The organism is Streptomyces sp. NBC_01635, assembly GCF_045209715.1.
Classification (GTDB): domain Bacteria; phylum Actinomycetota; class Actinomycetes; order Streptomycetales; family Streptomycetaceae; genus Streptomyces; species Streptomyces hirsutus.
Window position 1 is genome coordinate 660,949 of sequence record NZ_CP109277.1, and the last position, 20,454, is coordinate 681,402.

General features: G+C 71.0%; 16 protein-coding genes and 1 pseudogene. 10 read left to right on the forward strand and 7 right to left on the reverse strand.

The annotated features are described in order from the left end of the window. The first annotated feature begins 9 nt into the window (after positions 1 to 9). From hypF to OHB56_RS03400, 5 genes are all read left to right on the forward strand, one after another. Positions 10 to 2,292, forward strand: coding sequence for a carbamoyltransferase HypF (gene hypF / locus OHB56_RS03380; RefSeq protein WP_406358910.1), 2,283 nt, complete (start codon positions 10 to 12; stop codon positions 2,290 to 2,292). 60 nt (positions 2,293 to 2,352) lie between these two features. After that, positions 2,353 to 2,658, forward strand: a complete 306-nt coding sequence (locus OHB56_RS03385; protein ID WP_326756602.1) for a HypC/HybG/HupF family hydrogenase formation chaperone — start codon at positions 2,353 to 2,355, stop codon at positions 2,656 to 2,658. Further along, complete coding sequence (hypD, locus tag OHB56_RS03390) at positions 2,655 to 3,845, forward strand: hydrogenase formation protein HypD (protein ID WP_326756601.1); 1,191 nt, start codon at positions 2,655 to 2,657, stop codon at positions 3,843 to 3,845. The genes OHB56_RS03385 and hypD overlap by 4 nt, the downstream gene beginning before the upstream one ends. Further along, positions 3,838 to 4,905: a hydrogenase expression/formation protein HypE gene (gene hypE / locus OHB56_RS03395; RefSeq protein ID WP_055592943.1), complete on the forward strand. Its 1,068-nt coding sequence runs from the start codon at positions 3,838 to 3,840 to the stop codon at positions 4,903 to 4,905. The genes hypD and hypE overlap by 8 nt, the downstream gene beginning before the upstream one ends. Positions 4,906 to 5,117: 212 nt before the next feature. Continuing rightward, a complete protein-coding gene (locus OHB56_RS03400; RefSeq protein WP_326756600.1) occupies positions 5,118 to 5,783 on the forward strand; it encodes a CBS domain-containing protein in 666 nt (221 codons plus the stop codon). 124 nt (positions 5,784 to 5,907) lie between these two features. Here OHB56_RS03400 and OHB56_RS03405 read toward each other — a convergent pair whose 3' ends face one another. From OHB56_RS03405 to OHB56_RS03425, 5 genes and pseudogenes are all read right to left on the reverse strand, one after another. Next, positions 5,908 to 6,045 carry a family 1 glycosylhydrolase gene (locus OHB56_RS03405; protein ID WP_406358912.1) on the reverse strand — a complete coding sequence of 46 codons (138 nt, stop codon included), beginning with the start codon at positions 6,043 to 6,045 and terminating at the stop codon, positions 5,908 to 5,910. A 25-nt stretch (positions 6,046 to 6,070) separates the two neighbouring features. Next, positions 6,071 to 6,382, reverse strand: a pseudogene (locus OHB56_RS03410) (family 1 glycosylhydrolase); the annotation flags it as partial. Between the two features lie 32 nt (positions 6,383 to 6,414). Then, positions 6,415 to 7,257, reverse strand: coding sequence for a carbohydrate ABC transporter permease (locus OHB56_RS03415; protein WP_406351545.1), 843 nt, complete (start codon positions 7,255 to 7,257; stop codon positions 6,415 to 6,417). Between the two features lie 5 nt (positions 7,258 to 7,262). After that, the gene (locus tag OHB56_RS03420; RefSeq protein ID WP_406351547.1) at positions 7,263 to 8,216 is read right to left on the reverse strand and encodes a carbohydrate ABC transporter permease; all 954 of its coding nucleotides are present in this window, start codon (positions 8,214 to 8,216) and stop codon (positions 7,263 to 7,265) included. After that, positions 8,213 to 9,487, reverse strand: coding sequence for an ABC transporter substrate-binding protein (locus tag OHB56_RS03425; protein WP_406351549.1), 1,275 nt, complete (start codon positions 9,485 to 9,487; stop codon positions 8,213 to 8,215). The genes OHB56_RS03420 and OHB56_RS03425 overlap by 4 nt, the downstream gene beginning before the upstream one ends. A gap of 319 nt (positions 9,488 to 9,806) precedes the next feature. On the opposite strand from OHB56_RS03425, the gene yicI reads away from it, so the two are divergent. Next, positions 9,807 to 12,080: an alpha-xylosidase gene (gene yicI, locus OHB56_RS03430; RefSeq protein ID WP_406351551.1), complete on the forward strand. Its 2,274-nt coding sequence runs from the start codon at positions 9,807 to 9,809 to the stop codon at positions 12,078 to 12,080. Positions 12,081 to 12,214: 134 nt separating this feature from the next. Here the strand turns inward: yicI and OHB56_RS03435 are convergent, their stop codons facing one another. Both OHB56_RS03435 and OHB56_RS03440 read right to left on the reverse strand, forming a co-directional pair. Continuing rightward, the gene (locus tag OHB56_RS03435) at positions 12,215 to 13,186 is read right to left on the reverse strand and encodes a glycoside hydrolase family 5 protein (protein ID WP_406351553.1); all 972 of its coding nucleotides are present in this window, start codon (positions 13,184 to 13,186) and stop codon (positions 12,215 to 12,217) included. Positions 13,187 to 13,473: 287 nt separating this feature from the next. Further along, on the reverse strand, positions 13,474 to 14,481 hold the full coding sequence (locus OHB56_RS03440) for a LacI family DNA-binding transcriptional regulator (protein WP_406358914.1): 1,008 nt from the start codon (positions 14,479 to 14,481) through the stop codon (positions 13,474 to 13,476). A gap of 425 nt (positions 14,482 to 14,906) precedes the next feature. On the opposite strand from OHB56_RS03440, the gene OHB56_RS03445 reads away from it, so the two are divergent. The 4 genes from OHB56_RS03445 (at position 14,907) to OHB56_RS03460 (ending at position 20,330) form a co-directional block, all read left to right on the forward strand. Continuing rightward, on the forward strand, positions 14,907 to 15,833 hold the full coding sequence (locus OHB56_RS03445) for a sugar ABC transporter permease (RefSeq protein ID WP_326756595.1): 927 nt from the start codon (positions 14,907 to 14,909) through the stop codon (positions 15,831 to 15,833). Between the two features lie 7 nt (positions 15,834 to 15,840). Further along, entirely contained in the window at positions 15,841 to 16,806 is a 966-nt protein-coding gene (locus OHB56_RS03450) for a carbohydrate ABC transporter permease (protein ID WP_406351555.1), read from the forward strand. 78 nt (positions 16,807 to 16,884) lie between these two features. Next, positions 16,885 to 18,228 (forward strand): extracellular solute-binding protein, encoded by a 1,344-nt coding sequence (locus OHB56_RS03455; protein ID WP_326756593.1) that lies wholly within the window; start codon positions 16,885 to 16,887, stop codon positions 18,226 to 18,228. A gap of 59 nt (positions 18,229 to 18,287) precedes the next feature. Further along, on the forward strand, positions 18,288 to 20,330 hold the full coding sequence (locus OHB56_RS03460) for a beta-galactosidase (protein ID WP_326756592.1): 2,043 nt from the start codon (positions 18,288 to 18,290) through the stop codon (positions 20,328 to 20,330). The last annotated feature ends 124 nt before the right edge of the window (positions 20,331 to 20,454 follow it).

Consider the following 20,454-nt stretch of genomic DNA (forward strand, 5'->3'; position numbering starts at 1 on the left):
GTGTACGGGATGGCCACCGATCTGCGGCTCACCGGGTACGTCACCAACACCGGCGACGGTGTGGTCGTGGAGGTCGAGGGTCCGCCTTCGGCCGTCGATCTGTTCTGCTCCCGCCTCCTGCCCGACGCTCCCCCGCTCGCGGTGGTGGAATCGGTGGAGACGACCGGGATCGCCGCCGTCGCGGACAGCGGGTTCCGCATCGTCCCGTCCCGCGCCGGCGATCCCGTCCGCACGCTGGTCGCGCCCGACACGGCGACCTGCGACGACTGCCTGGCCGAGCTCGGCGACCCCGCCGACCGGCGCCACCGGCACCCGTTCGTCACCTGTACGCACTGCGGGCCGCGTTTCACCATCGTCACCGGCCTGCCGTACGACCGCGAGCACACGACGATGGCGCGCTTTCCCCTGTGCCCCGACTGCGCCCGCGAGTACCACGATCCCGCCGACCGGCGGTTCCACGCGCAGCCCGTCGCCTGTCCGTCCTGCGGTCCGCGTCTGCGGCTCGTCGCGGGCCCCGGGGTCACCGCGCCTCCCGGCGACGACCCCGTCGCCGGGGCGCGCTCGCTGCTCGCCGCGGGAGCCGTCCTCGCCGTCAAGGGCATCGGCGGCTACCACCTGGCCTGTGACGCCACCCGGCCGGAGGCGGTCACCGCGCTCCGCCGCCGCAAGGCCCGCGGGGACAAGCCGTTCGCGCTGATGGCCGCGCACGTGCGGGACATCGAGCACCTGGTGCACATGAGTGCCGCGGAACGGGAGCTGCTCACCGGGCGGGTGCGGCCCGTCGTCCTGATGCGACGGCGCACCGGCGTCCGGGCGACGTCCCGCATGCTCGTTCCCGCCGACGCCGTCGCGCCGGGCAGTCCCGACCTCGGCATCATGCTGCCGTACACCCCGGTGCATCACCTGCTGCTGGGGACCGCGGATGCGGTGGCGCCCGCGGGAGCACCGCGTCTGCTGGTGATGACGAGCGGCAACGTGTCGGGGGAACCCATCGTCACGGACGACGAGGACGCCCTGGAACGGCTGGCCGGTCTGGCCGACGCCTGGCTCACGCACGACCGCCCCATCCATGTGCCGTGCGACGACTCCGTGGTCCGCGTCTGTGACGGCGAGCCGCTGGTGCTGCGCCGCTCACGCGGCTATGCCCCCCTGCCGGTCACCCTGCCCGTGCCGGTGGTCCCCGCGCTCGCCGTCGGCGGCGATCTGAAGAACGCCTTCTGCCTCGCGCAGAGCGACAAGGCCTGGCTGTCCGCCCATGTCGGGGACATGGACGACCTGGCCACGCAGCGGGCGTTCGGCCGTGCCGAGCGGCAGTTGGAGTCGGTGACCGGTGTGCGTCCGACGGTGCTGGTCACCGACGGTCACCCGGGATACCGGTCGGGGGCGTGGGCCCGGCGGCACGCCGAGGGCCGCCCGGTGGTCCGGGTCCAGCACCATCACGCGCACATCGCCGCCGTGATGGCCGAGCACGGCGTGCCGGCCGGCGACCGGGTGATCGGGGTGGCCTACGACGGCACCGGGTACGGGGACGACGGCGCCGTGTGGGGCGGCGAGTTCCTGGTCGCGGACTACGACGGATTCCAGCGGTTCGCGCATCTGGCCTACGTACCGCTGCCCGGCGGCGACACGGCGGTGCGACGGCCGTACCGCATGGCCTTGGCGCATCTGCACGCGGCGGGCATCGCCGCCGGCCCCGGCCTGCCGTGCACGGCCGCCTGCCCGCCCGCTGAACTTACTGTCCTGGATGCCCAGTTGGCGCAAGGACTGAACTGTGTGCCGACATCCAGCATGGGCCGACTCTTCGACGCCGTCGCATCGCTGGCGGGAGTCTGCCAGCACACGGGATACGAGGCGCAGCCGGCGATCGAACTGGAGGCGGCGGCGGTGGCCGCCGGCGACGTGGCCGACGACCCGCGCTACGTCTTCCGCCTGGAGGGGCGTCCGGACCCGGGCACCGCGCCGCTCACCGCCGCCCCGGGGCCCCTGCTGGCCGCGGTCGTCGAGGACGTGGAGCAGGGCGTGCCCGTGGGGGTGATCGCCGCTCGCTTCCATCTCGCCGTCGCCCGCCTGGTGCGGACGGTGTGCGCCGCGGCCGGGGAGGCCACCGGTCTGCGGACGGTTGCGCTGACCGGCGGCGTGTTCTCCAACACGCTGCTCTCCTCGGCCTGCGCCCGAGACCTGCGCGCGGACGGTTTCACCGTGATGCGTCACCGCGAAGTCCCGCCGAACGACGGCGGACTGGCCCTCGGACAGATGGTGGTGGGCGCCCGGGCGCGAGCCGGGACCGGGTGACGGGCGCAGGCCCGAACCACGAGCCACGAGCCACGAGCCACGACAAGTGAGGAGATACGTATGTGCCTGGCGGTACCCGGCAGAGTGCTGAGCGTCGAGGACCGGGACGGCACCCGGATGGCCACCGTCGACTTCGGCGGGGTGGTCAAGGAGGTGTGCCTGGAGTACCTGCCCGACCTGCGGGTCGGCGAGTACGCCATCGTCCATGTCGGCTTCGCCCTGCAGCGGCTGGACGAGGAGTCGGCCCGCCGGACCCTGGAGCTGTTCGAGAACCTCGGCATGCTGCAGGAGGAGTTCGGCGATCCATGGGAGCAGGCCGCGCAGGCCGGCGACAGTGACGGCCTCGGCCGGGAGGTGCAGCGATGAAGTACATCGACGAGTTCCAGGACCCCGATCTGGCGGCACGGCTGCTCGACGACATCAGGGCGACGGTGACCAGGCCGTGGGCGCTGATGGAGGTGTGCGGCGGCCAGACCCACAGCATCATCCGGCACGGAATCGACCAACTGCTGCCCGATGAAGTGGAGTTGATTCACGGACCGGGTTGCCCGGTGTGTGTGACGCCGCTGGAGGTGATCGACAAGGCACTGGAGATCGCCTCGCGACCGGAGGTGATCTTCTGTTCCTTCGGCGACATGCTCCGGGTCCCGGGTTCGGGCCGTGACCTGTTCCAGGTCCGCGCCGAAGGCGGTGACGTGCGCGTCGTGTACTCCCCGCTCGACGCGCTCCGGCTCGCGGAGGAGAACCCGGACCGGGAGGTCGTGTTCTTCGGCATCGGCTTCGAGACCACGGCGCCGCCCAACGCCATGACGGTGCACCAGGCCCGCAGGCGCGGCATCCGCAACTTCAGCCTGCTCGTCTCGCACGTCCGGGTCCCACCCGCGATCGAGGCGATCATGCAGTCGCCGGACTGCCGGGTGCAGGCGTTCCTGGCGGCCGGACATGTGTGCAGTGTGATGGGAACGGCCGAGTACCCGGCGCTCGCCGAGCGGTTCCGGGTGCCCATCGTGGTGACCGGTTTCGAGCCGCTGGACGTCCTGGAAGGCGTACGGCGGACCGTGCGGCAGCTGGAACGGGGGGAGCACACGGTCGACAACGCCTACCCTCGGGCGGTCCCGCCCGAGGGCAACCCCGCCGCGCGGGCCATGCTGGACGACGTCTTCGAGGTCGCCGATCGCGCCTGGCGCGGCATCGGCGTCATCCCGGACAGCGGCTGGCGCCTGTCGGCGCGCTACCGGGACTACGACGCCGAGCACCGCTTCCAGGTCGGGGACATCACCACGCTCGAACCGGCCGAGTGCCGCAGCGGAGAGGTGCTCCAGGGGCTGCTGAAGCCGCACGAGTGCGAGGCGTTCGGGACGACGTGCACCCCGCGCACTCCGCTCGGCGCCACCATGGTCTCCAGTGAGGGCGCCTGCGCCGCGTACTACCTGTACCGGCGGCTGGACCTGCCGGCCCGCCCCGGCTCCCGCCCGTCGCCGGCCGTCGCGCCGACGGCCGGCGACACGACGGCCGTGAGGGTCCCGAACCGGGAGGACAGCTCCGTTGTCTGACACCACCGCACGCCCGGACCTGCTCTCCTGGACCTGCCCGGCGCCGGTGCGCGACCGGCCGCGCGTGGTGATGGGCCACGGCGGGGGCGGCGCCATGTCCGCCGAGTTGATCGAGCAGGTCGTCCTTCCGGGGCTCGGCGGGCCCGTGCAGGCCGCGCTGACCGACTCCGCCGTGGTCGAACTCGGCGGTGCGCGGCTCGCGTTCTCCACCGACTCCTTCGTCGTCCGGCCCTTGTTCTTCCCCGGGGGGAGCATCGGTGACCTCGCCGTCAACGGCACCGTCAACGACCTGGCCATGAGCGGGGCGCGCGCGGCCTTCCTGTCGTGCGGCCTGATCCTGGAGGAGGGGGTCGAACTCGACACCGTCTCCCGCGTGGCCGAGGCGCTCGGTGCCGCCGCCCGGGCGGCCGGAGTGCGCGTGGTCACGGGCGACACCAAAGTCGTGGAGGCGGGGCACGGTGACGGCGTCTACATCAACACCTCGGGCATCGGCCTGGTGCCGGCGGGGGTCGACCTGCGCCCGGAGCGGGTGACCCCCGGCGATGTCGTCGTGGTCAGCGGCGCCATCGGCGTCCATGGCGTGGCCATCATGAGCGAGCGCGAGAACCTGCGGTTCGAGGTCGGGATCGAGAGCGACTGCGCGGCGCTCGGCGGACTCGTCGACGCGATGCTGTCCGTCACGTCGGACCTGCGTGTGCTGCGCGACCCGACCCGCGGCGGCCTGGCCGCCTCGCTCAACGAGATCGCCGCGGCCTCGGGTTGCGGGGTCGTCGTCCAGGAACGCGCCGTTCCGGTGCCGCCGCCCGTGGCCGGTGCCTGCGCCATGCTGGGACTCGACCCGATGTACGTGGCCAACGAGGGCAAGCTCGTCGCCTTCGTGCCCCGGGAGCACGCCGACGCGGTCCTGGCCGCGATGAAGGCGCACCCCCTCGGTTCCGAGGCCGCGATCATCGGTGAGGCGGTCACGGACCATCCGGGCATGGTCGTCGCGCGGACCGGACTCGGCGGCACCCGTGTGGTGGACATGCCGATGGGGGAACAGCTCCCGCGGATCTGCTGACCGCGCCGATCGGCCCCCGCTCCTCGTGCGTCATGACGGGCGGGGGCCGGACCGGTGTCTGTGGCCCCTCCCGCCGGCGGCACCGCCGTCGCGGGCCTCCGTCATTTCTCCGCTCACGCGTTCCGACCGACAATGATGGTGGTGACGGCCTCAGGCGCACAGGGGTCGTCCCTACATCGGTCTTGCGCCGGCAGTAGAGAGGAACCACCACGATGAGCCACCAGAAGGTGCGCGACGTGATGAGCGGTGCGGTCGTCCGGATCCAGGGCGCAACGCCGTTCAAGGAGATCGCGCACCTGCTGCTCGAGTACGACATCACGGCCGTTCCCGTCGTGGACGCCGACGACCGCCCGGTGGGCGTGGTGTCCGAGGCGGATCTGCTGCACAAGATGTGGGGCCGGCAGGAGAGCGATGCCGGGGAGCCGGGCGTGGTGCCCCAGCAGGAGAAGGCGTGGGCCACCGATGCCGCCGGGCTGATGACGTCGCCCGCGCTGTGTGCCGCCGAGGACTGGAGCGTGGTGGACGCCGCCCGGGTGATGGCGCAGCACAGGATCAAGCGGCTGCTGGTGGTCGATTCGGCGGGGCGGCTGAGGGGTGTGGTGAGCAGGAGCGACCTGCTGCGCGTCTTCGTGCGCGAGGACCGGGCGATCCGTACGGAAATCGTCGAGGACGTGCTGGTGCGGGCGCTCGGCGAGGCGCCCTCGGCCGTCGAGGTGAATGTGACGCACGGTCACGTCAGTCTCATCGGTCAGCTGTCGTCCCGGGCGACGGCCGAGGAACTCGAGGAACTGTGCCGCAACGTCGACGGAGTCGTCGACGTGGAGTTCCGTACGGTGCCCGAGGCCGGCGCCGACGGCGACCCGGCACGGGCGGGCTGACCGCGGCGGTCCGACAGGGCCGGACGGGGCCCGCCGGGGTCGGCCCCGGCACCGGGAGCCGAGCCGGAAGGGGCCGTCGCATGGCGGGACGGCCCCGGTGCGTTCGCTTGTCGTCCGTGGTCCGTCAGGGGCGCTGTGCGGCGATCATCCGCCGGTACCAGTGGTAGCTGTCCTTGGGGGTGCGCCGCTGGGTGTCGTAGTCGACGCGCACGATGCCGAAGCGCTTGCCGTGGCCGTGGGCCCACTCGAAGTTGTCGAGCAGGGACCAGACGTAGTAGCCGCGTACGCCGACCGTGGAATTCCAGGCCCTTGGGGTTCACCGGTCCGCTGCCGTCGGGCACGACGCGCGGCCAGGCGACGGAGAAGCGGTGGGAGCCGACGTCCAGGTCGCGCAGCAGGGCGACGTCCTCGGGGGAGCGGTGGTCGTGGTCGCAGGCGACGTCTCCGGTGTCGCCGCCCTCCACCAGGCCGGGGGTGTGACGGTAGGTGTCCCAGATCGACGGGCCGCGGCCGTCCTCCCGGACCGCTCCCTCGATCCGGTAGGACGCGGTCGCGGCGCCGAGGACGAATCCGGGCGGGAAGGCCGGGAAGTCGGACATGCGCCGGGGGCTCTCCCCGGGGCGTGCGGTGGTCACTTGACGGAGCCTCCGGTGATGCCGGCGGCGATGTACTTCTGGGCGAGGACGAGCAGGATCGCCGCAGGCACGGCGGAGAGCACGGACGCCGCCATCACCGCGCCCCAGTCGCCGACATGGGCGCCGATGTACTGGTAGATGCCCAGGGTGATCGGTTTGACGTCATCGGTGGTGTTCAGGGTGAGCGCGAACATGAAGTCGCTCCACGAGAACAGGAAGGCGAACAGACCCGAGGTGATCAGGGCGTTGCGGCTCATCGGCAGCACCACGCGGACGAAGGTGCGCAGCGGGCCGGCGCCGTCGATCTGCGCGGCCTCGACGACCTCTCCCGGGATGGACACCATGAAGGCGCGCATCAGCACGATGGAGAAGGGGATGCCGAGCGAGGCGTCCGCGAGCATCAGGCCGAAGTGGGAGTTGACCAGGCCGAGGTCGACGTAGGAGGTGTAGAGCGCGTTGGCGATGACGATGCCCGGCACCATCTGGGTGATGAGGGTGCCGAACACGATGGCGCGGCTGCCGCGCAGCCCGAAGCAGGCCAGTCCGTAGGCGGCGGGTGCGGAGACGGCGAGGCAGATGGCGACGGCGCCGAGGGAGACGACCAGTGAGGTGAGCAGGTGCCCGCCCTGGTCGCTGAGGGCCTTCGAGAATCCGGACAGGTCCAGACTGCCGGGTACCGGGTCGACCTGGAGCAGTCCGGCCTCGGGCTGGAGTGCCGTGTTGAGCATCCAGTAGAGCGGGAAGAGCATGACGCCCAGGACGAGCAGGCCCGCCGCGGTGGAGCCCGGGCGGCGTCCCCGTGCACGTGGTGCGGCGGGGGCGGGGGTGTGAGCGGCCATGTCGGTCACTTCCCGTCGGTGCGGTTGGCCCGCAGATAGAACACGGCGAACGCCGCGGAGATGAGGATGAGGAGGTTGCCGACGACGGCGCCCGCTCCGAAGTCGAGCTGGACGAAGGAGTTCTGGTAGGTGAGCGTGCCCAGGGTCTGGGTGGCGTCGGCGGGGCCGCCGTCGGTGAGGGCGAGGATGAGGTCGAGGATCTTCACCGTCGACATGAAGCCGAGGACGAGGACGACCGTGATCACCGGTCTCAGCAGGGGCAGGGTGACGGAGCGGAAGGCGCGCCAGGCCGAGGCGCCGTCCAGGGAGGCCGCCTCGTAGAGCTCTCTCGGGATCTCCTGGAGGCCGCCGTACAGGATGACCATGTTGAACGGGATGCCGATCCAGATGTTGACCAGGATCACCGACAGCAGGGCCATGTCGGGGCTGGTCAGCCAGGGGGTGTCGCCGCTGAGGCCGAGGGCGCCCAGGAAGGTGTTGAGTACGCCGGTGTCCTGGTCGAGGATGCGGCGCCAGACGATGCCGGAGACCACCATGGGCACCAGCCAGGGCAGCAGGATCAGGGACCGCAGGACGCCGTTCAGGGGGAACCTGCGGCTGAAGAAGACGGCGAGCGCGAGCCCGATGCAGAACTGGCCGAGCAGGGAGCCCGCGGTGAAGACGAGGGTGTGCCACAGCGCCTTGGCGAAGAGGGCGTCCTGGAGGACGGCCGACCAGTTGTCGGTGCCGTTGAAGGGTGCCCGGCCGGTGAAGAACGTCTTCGGGGTGTAGTGCTGGAAGCTCATCACCACGTTGCGGACGAGCGGGTAGCCGAAGAACAGCAGCATGAAGACGACGGCGGGGGCGACGAAGCCCCACTGGGCGAGCCGGCGCCGGCGGCGCAGCCGGGCCGGGTCCGGGGCGGCGGTCTTCTCGGAAGCCTTCGTGGAGGCCGCGGCGGTGGCGGTGGACGTGGTCATGGGCGCGTACCTCGGTTCCCGCTCGCGGCCCGCTGCTGGGCGCGCTTCAGAGCGGCCTCGCTGGACTGGCCGGTCAGGGCGGACTGGAAGGCGCTCTGCAGCGCGAGGGACACGGAGGACCAGCCGGCGCCGAGCCTGCCGGTGCGGGAGCGGGCCTCGGCGACCTGGTCGGCCAGCGCGTCGAGTTCGGGCACGCGGTCGCGCCAGACGGCGGCGGCCTTCTCGTGGGCCGGGACCATCCAGCTGTTCAGGGCGTAGGTGAGCTGTTCCTTCTCGCCGGCGAGGCAGGCGACGATGTGGCCGGCCGTCCTCTCACGGTCCTCGTCACCGGTTTTCGGCACGGTGAGCACCGCGCCGCCGAGCGGTCCCACCGAGGCGTCGCCGGCCCGCGGGACGGGGATCCGGGCGATGCCCCAGTGCAGGGACTCATCGCTGTTGAGGGTCTCGACCTGCCACGGACCGTTGATCATCATGGCGGCGTTGCCGGCCATGAACTGGTCATTGACGTCGGCCTGGGTCCAGTTGACGGTGGACTTGGACAGCGAACCGTCCTGGAGCAGCGCCTTCCAGTAGTCGAGCGCCTCGACGACCTGCGGGCCGTCCAGCCGGGTCTCGTCGCCGCCGTTGGACCACATGAAGGGCGTGAACTGGAAGACGCCGTCCTCGGCGCCGCCCGCGCTGAGCGCCAGGCCGTAGCGCTTGCCCTCGGTGAGCTGTTTCGCCGTGTCGCGCAGTTCGTCCCAGGTGGCGGGGACCTCCAGGCCGGCCCGGTCCAGGATGTCCTTGTCGTAGAAGAGGGCGAGGGTGTTCACGGAGCGGGCCGCGCCGTAGTAGGTGCCCCGGTAGGAGCCGAACTCCACGATGCCCCGGGGGATCTCGTCGGTTTCGAGGCCGAGGGTGCGCAGGTCGACGAGTCCGCCCGCCTCGGCGAAGGTCGGCATCTCGGAGGCGTCGAACTGCACGATGTCAGGCAGCGACTTCGACGAGGCCATGCGCAGTGCCTTCGTCATCACCTGCGCGGCGGGGACGCTCTGCTGCTCGATGCGGAGGCCGAGCCGCTTGCCGCAGCGGGCCATCGCCTCGGCGTCCCAGCGGTGGTAGGACTCGTCGGTCGAGGAGTTCATCACGGTGTACACGTCACTGTCCCGTTGCTGTGCGCAGCCGGTGAGTGCCGCCCCGGCGACCAGGGCGGCGACAGCGGCGAAGGACGTGACGGCTCTGCGTGGACGGTGCCGACCACGCTGCGCGGCGACCGGGGGATGTGCTGTCACGGTGGGTGCCCTTGGGTGGGCCCGGCTCGGCGTTCCGCCGGGCCGGGCGGCTCGTGGGAGGGATACGGCCGAGGAAGGATCCGAGCAGGTGAAGCGCTTCGACGATTAGTCGGCCCTGCTCGTGGGAAACTCGGCTCTGAGGTCGGGTGTAATTTGTTTTTCCTGATTACTAATACGTCAGCGGACGCCGGTCGCGCTAGCCCTCCGACAGCGCGATCTCACCGCGCCAGGACGTGACAGAAACCCTTGAACCTGTCATAGTTCCTGGTCAAATACCGCTTTCCTCCCGTCATCACCCCCTCCCCCATCGAGGAAGATCATGAAGTTCACCGACGGCTTCTGGCGCATCCGCGACGGTGTCCAGATCTCGTACGCCACCGAGGTACGCGAGGTGCGCCCGGAATCGAAGCGCTTCACCAGCTACGCTTCCGTACGGAAGGTGGCACGGAGGGGCGACACCCTCAACGCACCGCTCGTCACGGTCGAGTGCTTCTCCCCCGCCGAGGGCGTCATCGGTGTCCGCGTCACCCATCACGCGGGCAAGCGGCGGCCGGGGCCCGACTTCGCCCTGGGCGGCGACGCCGACGGCGCCGGGACGGTACGCCAGGACGGCCCGGTCACCGAGCTGACCAGCGGTCCGCTGACGCTCCGCCTCGACGGGTCCGGCCCCTTCGCGCTCACCTTCCACGACGCCGGCGGGCGTGAGCTGACCCGCGCGGACGCCAGGAACACCGCCTTCGTCACCACCGGCCACGGGGCGGGACACCACATGCTGACCCGGCTGGCACTGGGTGTCGGGGAACAGGTCTACGGCCTCGGCGAACGCTTCACCCCGTTCGTCAAGAACGGCCAGACGGTCGACGTCTGGCAGGCCGACGGCGGCACCAGCAGCGAGCAGTCCTACAAGAACATCCCGTTCTACCTGTCGTCCCGCGGTTACGGCGTCTTCGTCAACCACCCCGGTGCGGTGTCCTTCGAGGTGGGCTCGGAGTCGGTCGGCCAGGTGCAGTTCAGCGTCGAGGACCAGGCGCTGGAGTACTACGTCGTCGCCGGCCCCACCCCGAAGGACGTCCTCACCCGTTACACGGCCCTCACCGGCCGCCCCGCCCTGCCGCCGGCCTGGTCGTTCGGCCTGTGGCTCAGCACCTCGTTCACCACCTCGTACGACGAGGAGACGGTGACGTCGTTCGTGGACGGCATGGCCGAACGCGGCATCCCGCTCACGGTGTTCCACTTCGACTGCTTCTGGATGCGCGAGTACCAGTGGTGCGACTTCCAGTGGGATCCCGACGTCTTCCCGGACCCGGACGGCATGCTGGCCCGGCTCAAGGAGAAGGGCCTGCGGATCAGTGCCTGGATCAACCCGTACATCGCGCAGAAGTCGCCGCTGTTCGACGAGGCCGCCGCTCTCGGGCACCTGGTGCGCCGGGCCGACGGCGACGTGTGGCAGTGGGACCTGTGGCAGGCCGGCATGGGCCTGGTCGACTTCACCAGCCCCGAGGCGCGGGCCTGGTTCCAGTCGAAGCTGAAGCCCCTGCTCGACCAGGGTGTGGACTGTTTCAAGACGGACTTCGGCGAGCGCATCCCCACCGACGTGGTCTGGCACGACGGCTCGGACCCCGAGCGGATGCACAACTACTACACGCAGCTCTACAACCGGACGGTGTTCGAGCTTCTCGAGAAGGAGCGCGGGCAGGGCGAGGCCGTGCTCTTCGCCCGGTCCGCGACCGCCGGCGGGCAGCAGTATCCGGTGCACTGGGGCGGCGACTGCTGGTCGTCCTTCGAGGCGATGGCCGAGTCGCTGCGGGGCGGCCTGTCGCTGTCGCTGAGCGGGTTCGGTTTCTGGAGTCACGACATCGGCGGTTTCGAGGGCACGCCGGACCCCTCGGTGTTCAAGCGGTGGCTCGCCTTCGGTCTGCTGTCGTCCCACAGCCGGCTGCACGGTTCCACGTCGTACCGGGTGCCGTGGGAGTTCGGCGACGAGGCGGTGGACGTCGCCCGGCGGTTCACCCTGCTCAAGCACCGGCTGATGCCCTACCTGTACGGCGCCGCCGTCGAGGCGCACGACACCGGGGTGCCGATGATGCGGCCGATGGTGCTGGAGTTCCCGGGCGACCCGTCGTGCCGTCAGCTGGACCGCCAGTACATGCTGGGCCCGGATCTGCTCGTCGCCCCCGTGTTCGACACGGGCGGCGAGGTGGAGGTCTACCTGCCCGAGGGCACCTGGACCCATCTGCTGAGCGGCGAGACGGTCACCGGCCCGCGCTGGCGCACCGAACGGCACGGCTACGACAGCCTCCCGCTGTACGTCAGGGAGGGCGCCGTGCTGCCGCTGGCCTCCGACGACGCGCGGCCGGACGGCGACTGGCTGGACGCGCCGGTCCTGCTCGTCCACCCGCCCTCCTCGCCCCGTTACGAGGCCGAGGTCACCGTGCCCGACACGACGGGCGCGCGGGCCGCGTCCTTCCGGGTCGTGCGCGACGGCGACGTCCTGCGGGTCACCGCGTCGGGCACCGGGCGGCCGTTCACGGTGCGCGTGGCGGGCGGGCCGGAGGTCCGGGGAGCGGGCGAGGTGACGGTGCCGCTGGGGTGACGGGGGCCGGGGCCCCGGCCCTGCGGGAGACCGGTGGCGCCCCGCCCGCCCGGAAGAGGTTCTCGGACGGGCGGAACGCGGGCACGGCGGGTCCGGCGCGGGGCCGGGTCGAGCGGTTGGGCCGAGCGGCCGGGTCAGGCGGCGGGGAAGCCGTCCGGGGTCCGGACACGGTCGCGGACCCAGACTCCGGCGGGTTTCAGGGACGCCGTGCCGGCCCAGGGGCCGTTGCTGTCGCAGGTGCCGGTGGTGAAGACGGCACCGGAGCGGTGGTCGTCGGAGAAGTTCCAGTTGACCCAGCCGATCTTCTTCTCGGCCATCAGGTCGAGATACCGCTGGGACGTCGCGAAGTCGTCGGCGCCCTCCCCCGCGTAGTTCTGGGTGCCGAACTCGGTGACGAAGACGGGGATCCGGTCGGCCGCGCGGGAGAGGGCCGCCAGGTACTCGTCGCGGTGCGAGGCGGCGTAGAAATGGAACGTGTACATGATGTTCGAGGCGTGGACCGGATCGTTCACCACCTCGGCCTCGTCGGCGCCCGCGGAGACTCCGAACGAGGACCAGGCGCGGGTGCCGACCAGGACGGGGGCGTCCGCGTCGATGTTCCGGACGACCGGGATGATCTGCTCCGCGTAACCCTTGACCGCCGGCCAGCTCACACCGCTGGGCTCGTTGGCGATCTCGTAGAGGATGTTGTTCCGGCCCTGGTTGCGGTGGGCGATCTCGGTGAAGAACCGCCGCGCGTTCTCGAGGTTGAGGTGCGGGTCACCGGGACTGAGCATGTGCCAGTCGACGATCACGTACAGGCCGCGCTCGCGCGCCTCCCGGATCAGGGAGTCGGCCAGGTCGGTGAAGCGGGCGGGGTCGGTCTCGTAGCCGCCCTCCTGCACATGGGTGGAGACGCGCAGGACGTCGGCCCGCCAGCCGTGGGCGAGGGCGTCGAGCGAGCCGTCGGTCAGGCACTGGGCGTACCACTGGGTTCCGTGCGCGCTCATGCCGCGCAGTTGGACCGGGTTCCCGTGCTCGTTGCAGAGCTTGGTGCCGCAGACCTCGAGCTGTCCGTTGGCGGCGACCGGAAAGTCGGCCGCGGCCGTGGTGGCCTGGGAGTCCACTGTCTCCGTACGGGGGGTGGCGGCCTGCCCGGTGGGGGTGGCGGGGGCCGCGGGGCGGCGATGCCGTTCGCCGTCTCGATGAAGGTCATCGAGACGGCGAACGGCATCGCCGCCGGTACCAGTAGACCCGCGCGGGGCGCGCCCTGCTGGTGTCGATCTGCGGAGGGCTGGACCTGCCGGCCGGCAGGTCGGACTCCCTCCCACGACGGATCACGGCGTCGGCGATCAACCAGTCTCACACATCAACACGCCTGCGGGCAGGGTGAGTTGAGCCGGGCCGGGCCGCCTCAGCCGCCCGTCCGCGGCTGAGGCGCCGGCGGCGGCGCCGTACTGGCGCGCGGTACCAGGCGGGTCGGGACGAGGGTGGTCCCCCGCTCGGGGCCGTCATGACGCATCTTGCTCAGGACGGCCGCCACACAGCGCCGCCCCACCTCGGCGAAGTCCTGGTGGACGGTGGTCAGCGGGGGCAGGAAGGAGGACGCCTCGGGGATGTCGTCGAAGCCGATGACGCTGACGTCCTCGGGGACGCGCCGGCCGCGTTCGTGGAAGGCACGCAGCAGGCCGAGAGCCATCTGGTCGTTGGCCGCGAAAACGGCGGTGCACTCGTCGAGGGCGGCGAGTTCGAGGCCCGCGTGGTAACCGGACTCCGCGGACCAGTCACCGCGGACGAGTTCCGGCGGGACGCGTCCGGCGTCGGTGAGGGCGGCACGCCAGGCGTCGGTGCGGCGCTGGGCGGCGAAGGAGCCCTCGGGCCCCGCCAGGTGCCACACCGTGCGGTGACCGAGGCCGAGCAGGTGGCGCACGGCGGTACGGGTGCCGCCGGCCTGGTCGGTGTCGACGACCGTGTAGCGCTCGCCGGCGTCGGAGTCGACGACCACGACCTGGACGTGCGGGGGCAGTTGGATCGTCGCAGCGTCCAGCAGATGGACCTCCATGATGACGATCACCGCATCGACGGCGAGCTCCTCCAGGCGGGAGAACGCGCCGCGCACCTCGTCCTGGGTCGGTATCGCGACCGGGAGGAGGGTCACCGCGTAGCCCTCGTGCGCCGCGGAGGTGGCGATCGCCTCGAGGGTGCGCACGTTTCCGGTCGTGGCCAGCGAGAAAGTGATGACGCCGATGGTGCGGAACTCGCCGCGTTTGAGCGCGCGGGCCGCGCTGTTGGGCCGGTAGCCGAGCTCCTGCATCGCGGCCAGCACCTGCTCGCGGGTCTCCTCGTTCACCCCGGCGTAGCCGTTGGAGACGCGGGAGACGGTCTGGGAGGAGACGCCGGCGAGGCGGGCCACGTCCGCCATGGAGGCCCTGGCGCGGCGGCCGCCCCGCGGACGGGGGCTCGGCGCGGCGCCGGCGGCCTGGTCCGTGCCCACCGGGCCCACGCCTGCCGAACCCACGCTTGCGGGGTCCGGGACGGCCGGGTCCTCGCCGGCCGCGGCCGTCCCGGTGACGGGCTCCCGCCCCGGCGCGCTGTCCACCGTCTCCACTCGCTTCCGGCCGCCTTCCCGTCGCCACTTGCCGCGTCAGGGTTTTCCTGAGAACCCTTGACCGTCGTCTTCGGGGCAGTGTAGACATGCCGCCACCGAATGTTTACGCAAACATACCACCCCGTCGCATTTCTGCGGCGCTCGATGTTTGCGCAAACATCGGCTGCAGGGGGCGGGGCTCCCGGCCCCGAGGAGGGCGCCGTGACCACCCGGCCCGAACGTGGACGAGCGAGGACGACATGACGACGCTGCAACCGCCGGCGACCGCCGAGCCGCGGCCGGCACCACCTCCGGTGGGACGGGACCGCCGGTCCTGGACGGGGTGGGGGTTCATCGGTCCCTTCGTGGCCGTGTTCGCCCTGGTCTTCCTGGCCCCGATCGTGTATTCGGTCTACCTCAGCCTCTTCCGGGACCAGCTCATCGGCGGCACCAGTTTCGTCGGGTTCGACAACTACCGGCAGGCCCTGCAGGACGAACGGTTCTGGGCCGCGCTCGGCCGGGTCTCGCTCTTCCTGTGCGTGCAGGTGCCGGTCATGCTCGGCATCGCCCTGCTGGTGGCACTGGCGCTGGACAGCGGACGGCTCTACGGCAAGAGCTTCTTCCGTATCTCGGTCTTCCTGCCGTACGCGGTGCCCGCCGTTGTCGCCACCCTCATGTGGGGCTTCATGTACGGAACCCGCTTCGGCCTGGTCGGCGACGTCAACGAGGCCTTCGGGCTCTCGCTGCCCGACCCGCTCTCCCCCGACCTGGTGCTGGCCTCGATTGGCAACATCGTCACCTGGGAGTTCGTCGGCTACAACATGCTGATCTTCTACGCGGCACTGCGGGTGATCCCGCACTCCCTCTACGAGGCGGCCGAGATCGACGGCGCCGGGCAGATCCGCGTCATCACCGCCATCAAGCTGCCCGCGATCCGCGGTGCCCTGGTCATCGCGACGATCTTCTCCGTCATCGGCAGCTTCCAGCTCTTCAACGAGCCCAGCGTCCTGCAGAAGCTGGCGCCCAACGCCATCACCACGGACTACACGCCGAACTACTACACGTACTCACTGTCCTTCTCCGGCCAGCAGCACAACTACTCCGCGACGGTCGCCATCGTCATGGGGCTGATCACCACGGTCATCGCCTATGTCGTCCAGCTGCGCGGCATGCGCAAGGGAGCGTGAAACAGCGATGAGCAGTACCGTCTCCCCCGCCTCCGCGAGCCGGGCCGGCTCCGCGTCCGACGCCTCCGGTTCCGCCCCCTCCGGTTCCGTCCCCAAGCTGCGTACGCGCCGGCGCGGCCCCGCTCCCGGGCGGCCGCGCCGCAGTGTGCTGCTGACCGTGCTCACCGGCCTGGTGCTGCTGTACAGCCTGGTTCCGCTGGTGTGGCTGGTCATCAGCGCCACCAAGACCCAGGAGGGGCTGTCCCGTTCGTTCGGCCTCTGGTTCGACGGCGACTTCGCCCTCTGGGGCAACATCGTCGATACGTTCACCTACAACGACGGTGTCTTCACCCGCTGGCTGCTGAACACCGTGCTGTACGTGGGTCTCGGCGCGGGAGGCGCGACCCTCCTCGCCGTGCTGGGCGGCTACGCCCTGGCCAAGTTCGAGTTCCCCGGACGCCGGGCGGTCTTCGCCGTCGTCATCGGCGCCGTGGCTGTGCCGGGGACGGCGCTGGCGGTGCCGACCTTCCTGATGTTCAGCACCATGGGGCTGACCAACACCCCGTGGGCGGTGATCATCCCGTCGCTGATCTCGCCGTTCGGCCTGTATCTGATGTGGGTGTTCGCCAGTGAGGCCGTCCCGAACGAACTCCTCGAGGCGGCCCGGATCGACGGCGCGGGCGAGCTGCGCACCTTCTTCCTGGTGGTGCTGCCGCTGCTGGCGCCGGGCATCGTCACCGTCTCGCTGTTCACCATGGTCGCGACCTGGAACAACTACTTCCTCCCGCTGATCATGCTCAAGGACCCCGACTGGTACCCCCTCACCCTGGGGCTGCACAGCTGGAACGACCAGGCCGCGACCGCCGGCGGACAGCCCGTGTTCCACCTGGTCATCACCGGCTCGCTGATCGCCATCGTCCCGCTGATCGCCGCGTTCCTGCTGCTGCAGAAGTACTGGCAGTCGGGGCTCTCCGCCGGAAGCGTCAAGGAATAGCGCCGCCCCTCTTCCCTCCCGCACATCACCCCGTCCCGGCCCCGGAATCCCGGCCCACGAAGAAGTGGAAGCACGCCCATGCACAAGCAGTCCCGCCGCCTCCTGCGCGGCATCGGCATCGTCTGCGCCCTGACCCTGGGCGCCACCGCCTGCGGCGGTTCCGACGACGGGGGCGCCGCCCCGAAGGCGGTCTCCGAGTCGGACGTCGAGGCCGCCCTGGAGAAGGGCGGCACCGTCACCGTCTGGGCATGGGAACCCACGCTCGAGCAGGTGGCGGCCGACTTCGAGAAGGAGCACCCCGGAGTCGAGGTGAACCTCGTCAACGCGGGCACCGGCAACGAGCAGTACAAGGCGCTGCAGAACGCCATCTCCGCGAAGAAGGGCGTCCCCGACGTCGCCCAGGTCGAGTACTACGCCATGGGCCAGTACGCGCTGACCGAGGGGCTCACCGACCTCGGCGGCTTCGGCGCCGACAAGCTCGCCGGCCAGTACTCCCCCGGCCCCTGGAACGGTGTGAAGGCCGGCGGCGAGGGGATCTACGGCCTGCCGATGGACTCCGGCCCGATGGCGCTGTTCTACAACAAGAAGGTCTTCGACAAGCACGGGATCGACGTGCCCACCACGTGGGACGAGTACGTGGACGCGGCCCGCGCCCTGCGCAAGGCCGACCCGAAGGCGTACATCACCAACGACGCGGGTGACGCGGGCTTCACCACCAGCATGCTGTGGCAGGCCGGTTCGCGCCCCTACGAGGTGAACGGCACCGAGGTGAAGATCGGGTTCGGTGACAAGGGGGCCAAGGACTTCACCGGAACCTGGCAGAAGCTGCTCGACGAGAAGCTTGTCGCCCCGGTCACCAGTTGGTCCGACGAGTGGTACAAGGGCCTCGGCGACGGCACCATCGCCACCCTGGCCATCGGTGCCTGGATGCCGGCCAACCTCGCCTCCGGGGTGAAGGAGGCCGCCGGTGACTGGCGCGTCGCCCCGCTGCCGCAGTGGACGGCGGGCGCCGACGCCGGCGCGGAGAACGGCGGCAGCGCCCTCACTCTGCCCGAGCTCGGCGAGAACGAGGCGCTCGCCTACGCGTTCGTAGAGTACGCCAACGCCGGCGACGGTGTCGAGACCCGTGTGAAGGGCGGCGCCTTCCCGGCGACCACGGCTCAGCTCGACTCCGAGGAGTTCCAGAACACCGAGTTCCCGTACTTCGGCGGGCAGCGGGCCAACAAGGTGTTCGCCGGGTCGGCCGCGAACGTCGCCGACGACTGGGCGTACCTGCCGTACCAGGTGTACGCCAACTCGATCTTCAACGACACCGTCGGCAAGGCCTACGTCTCCGGCACCACGCTGGCGGACGGCCTGAAGGCCTGGCAGGACGCGTCGGTGCAGTACGGCAACGAGCAGGGCTTCACCGTAGAGAAGTAGCACACCGGGGCGGCACGCACGTCGTACCGCCCCGGTGCGAGACACCCGGAAGGACCGCCATGATCTCCACTCTCCTGTCCCGTACCAGCGGGGCGGACGGTGACCGTGCCCCCCGCCTCCTGTACGGCGCCGACTACAACCCCGAGCAGTGGTCCCGCAGCGTCTGGGAGGAGGACGTCCGGCTGATGCGGGAAGCCGGTGTGAACGTCGTGTCCGTAGGGATCTTCTCCTGGGCGCGGCTGCAACCGGCCGAGAACACCTGGGACTTCGGCTGGCTCGACGAGGTGCTGGACCTGCTGCACGCGGGCGGCATCGGTGCCGACCTGGCGACCGCCACCGCCTCCCCGCCGCCCTGGCTGACGACGGCCCACCCGGAGATCCTGCCGGTCACCGCGGACGGCACCGTCCTGTGGCCGGGGGCGCGCCAGCACTGGCGTCCCACCTCCCCGGTGTTCCGCGCCCACGCGCTGCGCCTGGTACGGGAGCTGGCGACCCGCTACGCGGGTCACCCGGCCCTGGTCGCCTGGCACGTGAACAACGAGCTGGGCTGCCACAACGTCTACGACTTCTCCGACGACGCGGCACGCGCGTTCCAGAACTGGCTGCGAGTCCGGTACACCACCCTGGATGCGCTCAACTCCGCCTGGGGCACCGCCTTCTGGTCCCAGCGCTACACCGACTGGGAGCAGATACTGCCGCCCCGGCAGGCCGCGTCCCACCCCAACCCCACCCAGCAGCTTGACTTCAAGCGCTTCTCGTCGGACGCGCTCAAGGAGCATCTGCGGGCCGAGCGGGACATCCTGCGGGAGATCACCCCGGACGTCCCCGTCACCACCAACTTCATGGTGATGGGCAACACCAAGGGGATGAACTACCCCGACTGGGCGCAGGAGATCGACTTCGTCTCCAACGACCACTACGTCCATCCTGGGCCGCAGGCCCGCGACGAGCTGTCCTTCTCCGCGAACCTCACCAGCGGCATCTCCGGCGGCCGGCCCTGGTTCCTGATGGAGCACTCCACCAGTGCCGTCAACTGGCAGCCCGTCAACGTGGCGAAGCGTCCGGGCGACCTGGCCCGTGACTCGCTGCTGCACGTGGCGCACGGGGCCGACGCGGTGTGCTACTTCCAGTGGCGTCAGTCGGCGGCCGGTGCCGAGAAGTACCACTCGGCGATGGTTCCGCACGCCGGCGCGGACAGCGACCTGTTCCGCGCGGTGGCCGCACTCGGTGCCACCCTCAAGGCACTCGCGCCGGTCGCCGGCAGCGAACGGGAGGCCGCCCGGGTCGGCATCCTCTACGACTGGGAGTCGTGGTGGGCGAGCGAGCAGGACTCCCATCCCTCCTCGCTGCTCGACTACCGGCAGGAGGCGCTCGACTGGTACTCGGCGCTGCTGGCCCTCGGTGTCCGCGCCGACCTCGTCACCACCCGCGCCGATCTGCACCGCCACCAGGTCCTCGTCGCACCGGTGCTGCACATGGTCCCCGCCGACCTGGCCAAGACGCTCACCCGGTACACCGAGCAGGGCGGCCACCTGATCACCACGTACTTCTCGGGTGTCGTCGACGAGCACGACCACGTCTGGCTCGGCGGCTATCCGGGGGCGCTGCGCGAGCTGCTCGGCATCCGCATCGAGGAGTTCGGTCCGCTGCTCGACGGTGACACGGTGGAGCTCGACGACGCGACGACGGGCAGCCTGTGGACCGACCGGATCACCGTCGCGCCGGGGACGGACGTCCTGGCCCGCTACCGCACCGGCGTACACGCCGGCCGGGCTGCCGTCACCCGGAAGGCCACGGGCACCGGTTCGGCCGCCTACGTCTCCACCCGGCTCGGTGTCGCAGGGCTCACCTCGCTGCTGCCCCGGCTGCTCGCACCGGCCGGTGTGGAGAGCGAACTGCCCACCGAGGTCCGCGGACTGATCGAGACGACGGTCCGCAGCGGTCCCGGCGGCCGGTTCCTGTTCCTGGTGAACCGGACCGACACGGCAGTCCCCGTGCGCGGCCTCGACGGGGAGGTACTGCTCGGCACCACGGAAGGGGACGGCGGTGCGCTGGTCCTCGGACCGCGCGCCGTCGCCGTACTGCGGCAGCCGGCCGGCTGAGACGCGGCGACCGCCTCGGCTCCCGGGCCCGGCAGGGGCGGGGCGGGAGCGCCTGTTCCGCCTCCCCGGCACGGCACGGTCGTTCCGGGAGGCCGTCTTCTCCTCCGGCCGCGCGCACCGCGCG